Source organism: Salinibacterium sp. (assembly GCF_031364185.1).
Taxonomy (GTDB): Bacteria; Actinomycetota; Actinomycetes; order Actinomycetales; family Microbacteriaceae; genus Rhodoglobus.
The window spans coordinates 1-7,121 of sequence record NZ_JANLVV010000318.1 but is presented as its reverse complement, the minus strand read 5'-3'; the positions used below and the strand labels follow the sequence as shown (position 1 = coordinate 7,121).

General features: G+C 61.6%; 3 protein-coding genes and 2 pseudogenes. All 5 read right to left on the bottom strand.

The genetic code is table 11. The features are described 5' to 3' along the window. Positions 1-1,357, bottom strand: a pseudogene (locus RMN95_RS13955) (hypothetical protein); the annotation flags it as partial. Between the two features lie 2 nt (positions 1,358-1,359). Continuing rightward, positions 1,360-1,638, bottom strand: a complete 279-nt coding sequence (locus RMN95_RS13950) for a type VII secretion target (protein WP_309617515.1) — start codon at positions 1,636-1,638, stop codon at positions 1,360-1,362. Positions 1,639-1,719: 81 nt separating this feature from the next. Beyond that, positions 1,720-2,013 (bottom strand): WXG100 family type VII secretion target, encoded by a 294-nt coding sequence (locus tag RMN95_RS13945; RefSeq protein WP_309617514.1) that lies wholly within the window; start codon positions 2,011-2,013, stop codon positions 1,720-1,722. 109 nt (positions 2,014-2,122) lie between these two features. Next, positions 2,123-6,601 (bottom strand): FtsK/SpoIIIE domain-containing protein, encoded by a 4,479-nt coding sequence (locus tag RMN95_RS13940; RefSeq protein ID WP_309617513.1) that lies wholly within the window; start codon positions 6,599-6,601, stop codon positions 2,123-2,125. After that, positions 6,598-7,121, bottom strand: a pseudogene (locus RMN95_RS13935) (hypothetical protein); the annotation flags it as partial. The gene RMN95_RS13940 and the pseudogene RMN95_RS13935, both read right to left, overlap by 4 nt.

Here is a 7,121-nt window from a genome sequence, read left to right as displayed (position 1 = left end):
ACGGGCCACCCTCGACCTGCGCGGCCCCAAACCATAGCGCTGCCGGTCCCTCAAACCCGTCAGGGAAGCCCCAATCGCGTTCACCAAACCAATAGACAATGCGTTCTCGGGACTTGCCAGTGTCCGCCAAGAAGTCGAATGCCTGCTCGGGGTAGAGACCCAGAGTCTCGAAGACACGACCGGCGCCATCAACCAGACCGGGCGTGAAATCCATACCTGAATGGTCGATAAGTGCCTGATAACGCTCCGGATTCTCCACGAAATAGAGCACGTTACCCCCGCGATTGGCTCGGGGGTCATAGCTTGACAGAGGCAGGTCGTGTTCTCGCTCCATAAGATCAATGGCATTCGCCACCGAGAGTGCGAGCTCCGGGCCCATGGGCGCGTTCGCGATGTTGGAAAAGAGATAGGCGATTGCCGCGTTGCCGTCGACCCATCCATTGAGCGCATCGTCAGACAGGATTGTGGAGGCGAAACGATCTGCGACGTTGTTTGTCCAGTTCGCGGAGCCGACCGAGAGCCCGGCCCGGACGGCCTGAGCAAGGGAAAGCGCCGCATCATCACTCGATGTGGGGAGGTTCTCCCCATATCGATCACCGAGCGTATCAATGAGTTGAATCGTCCCACTGCCACCCAACTGCCGGTAAAACTCTGACATGACCTCCTCATCGGTGCCATACACGTCGAACAGTTCCGTCAGGGCCGCCTGCGTCTGCTGATCATCACCTCCGGAGTCGGTGTACTTCGCCGCAAGCTCCGCCATCGCAGCCGCGATCGTCGACGCGGTGAGATCATCCGCGCTGGAGATCCCGAGAGCCTGGAATGCTTTTCTTGTATCATCCCACGATGCCGGCAGGGCTCTACTTATGGCCGACACGAGTGTGTCGTCTGCCGACTGTCGCTCGCCAGCAAGGTTGAAGATCGCCATCTCAGCCTCAGCCTGGTGACGTACGGCTTTCGCTTTGTCCGCAAGAACCTCCGCCGCTCCCACCACATCAAGGGGCGCAACATCAGGAAGCGACCACAACACATGGTTGGCCCGACGCAGTTTCTCGACCTCATCATCGGCGCGGTTCTTGATTGAGTTAAATTTAGACACATACGCATTAATGGCAGACTGCGCGTCGGCAAGCACCTGCCTGATCGGAGCGATCGAATAGATCACCGCCCGATTCGTCCCACGCCAAGGGCCGCTTCCCTCACCACTCCACACCTCATCAGTAACCGCGTTAACCGAGCTGACAGCGCCATCCTCCGCGGCCTGCATCTTTGTCATGATTGAGGCGATCGTCGACACAGAAGTGCTGAGGTTAGAGGCGTTGCCCTCTCCCGGGTGCAACCAGTCCCATTGCGCCATGACTATCCCCCCGCCAGCGCCGAGGCCATGGCGGCGTCGGTCCGTTCGAATGTGGTGGCAGCCAGGTCTGCCGTGTCGGCACCTGAGCGCAACTTCCCGGCCAAAATCTGGCCTGAGAGCCTGGCCCACATATTGACGTTCTCTACGGCTGCCGCGACCGCCGCACTCCCCGACCCCGACGCATCTGCCGCGGTGCCCACTGGGACACTGTCTGCTGCCCCCCTGAGGGAATTCGCTGCAGCACGAAGTGCGGCGACATCCACCTGCAATGAATCACTCACGATGTTTCCTTTGGAATGGCACGACTGGCGGAGAAGACCGGGGCGCCTACATGGACACCCCGGCCAATGAAGCAGAGGCGACTAACGGATCGCTGCAGCGATTCCTTCGTCGGTGGATTGCAGAGTCTCGGCCGTCTTTCGCAAGAACTGCGCAAGACCCTCAAGACCGCGGATGGTCTCCTTCGCGCCCTGAGCGTAGGTATTGAACGTGTCCTGGTACGCACCCGAGGCGGCGGTTGTCGCGAAACCATCTGCGACGAGTGCGCCGATGATGCGGTTCAGGTCTTCAACCTGTTGGGTCAGCTGGTCACGCCCCGTGTCCAACTGCTGTGCAGTCTGGCGGATGCGCTCGTAGTCGACAGTGATGTTAGCCATGGCTTTAACCCCTTAGGTGGTATGCCACGCGAGGTGCGCGACGTTCGTACTCTCAAATTAGTTGACACATGATCACACGTCGATGGGTAGCAGTGCCCATAACCCGCCATCACAATGACAGAAAAGGCAACTGCACCCGTACGACCTTCCCCCTGGCAACAAACAAACCACGACCGAGAGGGAAGTCAGCGCGCGAAATACGCGGGAAAGCGGTGCGCAGTAGCATGTCGCCCTCCATTGTTTCTGGCTGAAGCAGGAGGCCTGCCCTGGCACCCTTAATTTCAGCCAGAAGCGGGTAGGAGGAGCTCCACGTTGAGGTCTCCGACTCGGCAAGCAGGAAGTGGGTTGATCGCTTGACAGCCTTGACTAGGTCGACGAGGGCGGAGTCGGAGGGCCCGGAAAGGAAATCGGCGATCGCCTCGATCACGATGACGATCTTTGGAGCATCTGGGACCGACTCGATGGATGACGACAGCCTCTTGGCGTTCTCGTTGATCTCCTCGGGTGTTCGCGACACCGTCATCCAGCCGTCACGTGTGCCGATGATCGAGCGAGCCGAGCCGAAGTAGTGAAATTGCGCAGTGGGATGCGCAGCCCGGATGCTCGCGACGAACCAGGCCACCGCGGTGGTTCTCCCACTTGCCGGGGGGCCGGCGAGCATGAACACGCCAGTCGGGTCGAAACCGATCGGGGCGAGGTCGTCGTCTGAGATTCCAAGCGTGGGCTTGCCTCCCACGCTGGCGGGAAGCTGTGAGGGCGCCAGCTCTTTCGGCAATGACCCGATAAGAGGGGCTGGCGTGCGGCCCGACCGGAGGATCGCCTCGCTCAGGCCTGCGATGGCCCTGGCATGTTCCACCGCGTTTGCCGTGCCTCCGACCACTGCGATCTGCGTTTCGCGACCGCCCACAATCGCCCGCCCGGCCGGGGACGTCGGGCTCAGCACATCTCTTGGCTCGTCGAGCATCGCATAGCCCGCTTCATCAGCCAGACGCAGCACCACGCGACGCTGTATGCCTGAGCTGATTGCCGTCGGAACGCTGCCGGGGCGATCGGCGGTGAGAGCGACGTGGATACCGAGCTGGCGGCCCTCGCTGATGATGTCCTGAAAAACCCCGTACCACGGTGCCGTGGCGCCCGCGGTCTCGAAGTCCGCCCTGAAGGCCGGAAATCCGTCGACAAGAAGTAGTAACCGCGGCTCGTCTGGGGCGTTCGCTATTCGTCGATAATCAGTAACCGTGGAGGCATCGACGGCGGCGTAACGCTCCGCCCGCTCACTCATCTCGCCCCGAAACATTTTGAGCAACCGGATGACCCGTTCCTGATCATCACCACCGACGATCGCGCCGACGTGCGGGAGTGCATCGAGCATCCGCAATCCGTTTCCTGCGAAATCGAGTGCGTACACATTGACGGGGCCACCTCGCGGAGTAATACCTGCCGCGACGGCCAGTGTGCGCAACGTGACCGTCTTACCTGATCCACCGGTGCCGTAAATCGCAAGGTGGCCATCTGTGTCAGGACGGAACCATGCCACCTCCTGGCGCTGCTGATCAGGCATATCAGTCACACCAAGCACAATCTCAGCGTCCGTGCGTTGGCTCAACCGTGTGACATCGAAAATCGGGGCAAGTTCGTCGAGCCAAGGGCGACGCGGGTTTGGGATATCTGCGATCCTGGCGGCCGCAACAATCTGCTTCACGAGCCGTGCCTGATCGGTGGGTCCCTGGTCAATGGGGAGATCGACGGGCCGTCCCTCCGGCGCCTGCCATAGCTGTTCGGCACCAAACCGGAGATCGGCTACCTCAATAGTGGGGATGATCGCCTCTTTAGTCGTCCACCCCCCGGCATAGGCCGACTGGAAACTCGTTAGTCGCCCCGGCCCGGTCTTGGCTATCGCGCGTCCGGGAATGGACGGGTCGAAGCTCGCCGCGACCTTATCGCCGACGACATCCTGGCTGTCTGACTCGTCCGCCATGCGCAACGCGATGCGCAGATTCGTATTGGCGCGCAAATTATCTTTGATGACGCCGGCGGGGCGCTGGGTGGCCATGATGAGGTGGATACCGAGCGATCGCCCACGCTGAGCGATGTCGACAACTCCGTCGACGAACTCTGGCACCTCCTTCGCTAGAGCAGCGAACTCATCAATCACGAGAACCAGCGCAGGAGGAGCTTCAGGATCGCCGGACTTCTCGAGCTCAATGAGATCCTTGACCTTTTTTCGGTTAAACAGGTGCTCACGGTAGTGCAACTCCGCTCGGAGGCTGGTGAGTGCTCGTCGCACGAGGTGCGGGCTCAGGTCGGTGACAAGACCGACGCAGTGCGGCAGCGTTACGCAGTCTGCAAATGCCGAGCCCCCCTTATAGTCGACGAGAAGGAACGTGACGCGGTCAGGGCTGGACTCTGACGCCATCCCGAGAACCCACGCCTGCAGAAACTCACTCTTTCCTGCACCCGTAGTTCCGCCAACAAGCGCATGGGGTCCCTGGTTACGCAGATCGAGGTGCATCGCGTCTACTCCAGACTGGCCCACGATTGCGCGTAAGCGACCGGCACGGCGTGGCTTGAATGGGCCGCCGGATCGATCGTGGATGGAATCATTCTGCTTCCAGCGCTCGATCGCAACCTCGGGACGTTCGGCGATGTCGGTGCCGAGAAGCGAGAGCATAGACACCGTGCGGGGCAGGTCGCTCGAGTCGGTCAGCAGCGCACTCGCATCGTGGACGGGTGCGAGTCTCTTGGAGTAGGCGAGAGCCATATCCCTGCTGATGGGCTCTGTGGTGACAACCACTGACTTGGTACCAAGCCTTACGAAATCAACAGAGGCCACTCCCGAGACCTCGGACGCGGTGACGAACGTTCGGGCCACAGCAGGTAGTCCTGCGGCGGTTGTGGAGACCCAGATGGGGAAAACACCGGAGTCTGCGGCATCCTCCGCCATCTGTACTAGCCGCGCTCGATCGACTGGGGCATCGTCAGAAATTATCACGACGATGGCAGGGGTAGGACTTGGCGGCGGGGATGTCACGGCTCCCCCTTCACCGGCGGTAGCTCCCGCCACTATGGCGGACTTCTCAATCGAGACGGCGCCACGGTCGACGGCCCTGGCCTTTCGGCCAGCAATAAGTTCTTCGAGCGCGGAAAGAAGCGCCGCGCCGGTGGCAGCGCTATTGGCGAGGTGACGACCCTCGATTGGACTATGAGCAGACGCGGTGTGAGGAAGCCACTTCAGCCATTCGAATTCTGCAGTCCACCCTGGGCTGACGATGGCGGCGACGACGAGTTCGCTGGGACTGTGCAGGCCGGTCGCCTGCACGAGAAGTCCCCGGGCGTAGTCGGCCGCTGCTGCCGTGCTTCCGACGACTCCCAGCGCGCCTGCGAAGTGGAGATTCTCTGCTACTGGCACGCTATCGACGTCTTTGTATTCTTCGATGAGCTCGCGCAACCGGTCAAGGTAGTCAGGAAGCGCCGCTTCTTCACCACTTATAGTGATCGCGTTTCGAGATGGCAGGGTTCCCGTGCCGAGATTGAGGGACAGAAACTGCCAGTGCTCGGGCCTGCGCGTCCAGAGCATCGGGCCGAGCGACATCCCGGACTCGTACACCTCCATTGTCGACGGGATCTCGGCGAGACGTACCTCGCGTTCGAGGTCTCTTTCCGTGCTGAGCCGAGCGGAAAGATCGTCGAAGCGGGCATCGAACTTACTGCCATCCATTTTCTGCTTACGCTTGCGGGTTGCGCGCTGTGAAAGGAAGTTTCCGGCCACAAGAAGCGGAGACATCGCGATGAAAATCAAGGATGTTGCGCTCTGAGACACCAGGAACATCACGGGTCCGAGAATCATGGGTGCTGCAAGAACAAGCCAGGGGAACGGCTGGCGGTCAGAGTCGCTGGGAAGAACGGGTCCGACGAAATCCTCCCCTGGATATCGGCTCTCGACGCGTGGCGAACGATTGAAAGCGACTGGACCGTCGTGGACGATCCCCGATGGTGCGGGTTCGCTAGTGATTCGAGCCTCGAGTACGGTATCCCCCACGCGCACGACCGCCCTGTCACCAAGATCAATACGGGTCACGAGACCTCCATCGACCTCAAGGCCATTGGCCGAGTTGAGGTCGACGATGCGGATCGAGTGGTTGAACGCGTCTATTCGTGCGTGCCGTTTGGACACAAGTGGATCACTAAGAGTCACGTCAGACATACCTCTATCGCGACCCAGATATCGCGTACCGATCGGAAGCGCGAACTCCGCTCCGGCATCCGGCCCCTCGATCACTCGAAGCACAGCCGTGGACTGAGCGCGCGCGACCGGGTTAGCGCCGTCGGGCGACACAATTAGGACGGTTGCGCCGGAGGCGAGCGGAACCTCGCCGATTGCAAGTTCGGGTTCAAGCCGTTTATGTGCGGCGGCCGTCGGGTCGACGATCTGCAGCGTCGCAGGTGGCAGCGGGCCGTCGACCTTGCGGCGTTGCGGGTCTACCGCGGAAATCGCAGCGGCGACCTCGCCGACCGTGGCCGCAGCATCCGTTGTGACGACGATGTCACTGACGCGGCCCGACGAGCGCTGCAGCGTGAGCTTAAGTTTCATTCGACCCTACCTGTGTCTCGGTTGGTTCGCTTCGGTGACGAGCTCGTGCGCGCCACCCAGTCGCGGGCTGAACGGATGCGGAACCGACTGACTAGCTGGCGGCCACGGCCGAGGGTCGCCCGGGCGCCTTCCACGGCGGCCATCGCCTCTGTCCACACCACCTCGGAGCGCGACTCGTCGACGTCGCGACCCGAAAAGACAGCCTCATCGGTAGCCACCGCGAGACTGCGAAGCCTCAGTGGCACCGGCGCCTGAACCTGGCTCTCGAGACGTTCAGCCACCAGAGTGCGGGTGAGTTTGGATGGCACCGCGTAGCCGAGTTCGGAGTACCGATCGGTGAGCTCCTGCCAGGCACCGGCGACCCGATCGTGACCGGCGCCCTCCGTGCGACGCCGGCGTGCACGTCGAGCCTTGAGGGCGCCGATGGTGAGCAACGGCGTTAAGAAGATCATCGCCGGGATTAGCACGCTCAACCCGACCACCCAGACCCACCCGGGGAGCAGGAAATCCAGCGCCTTGT

What these genes read in the sequence shown, in the direction of transcription:
- RMN95_RS13945 (WP_309617514.1), bottom strand. Translation starts at nt 2,013, where the DNA reads ATGGCTAACATCACTGTCGACTACGAGCGCATCCGCCAGACTGCACAG.
- RMN95_RS13940 (WP_309617513.1), bottom strand. Translation starts at nt 6,601, where the DNA reads ATGAAACTTAAGCTCACGCTGCAGCGCTCGTCGGGCCGCGTCAGTGAC.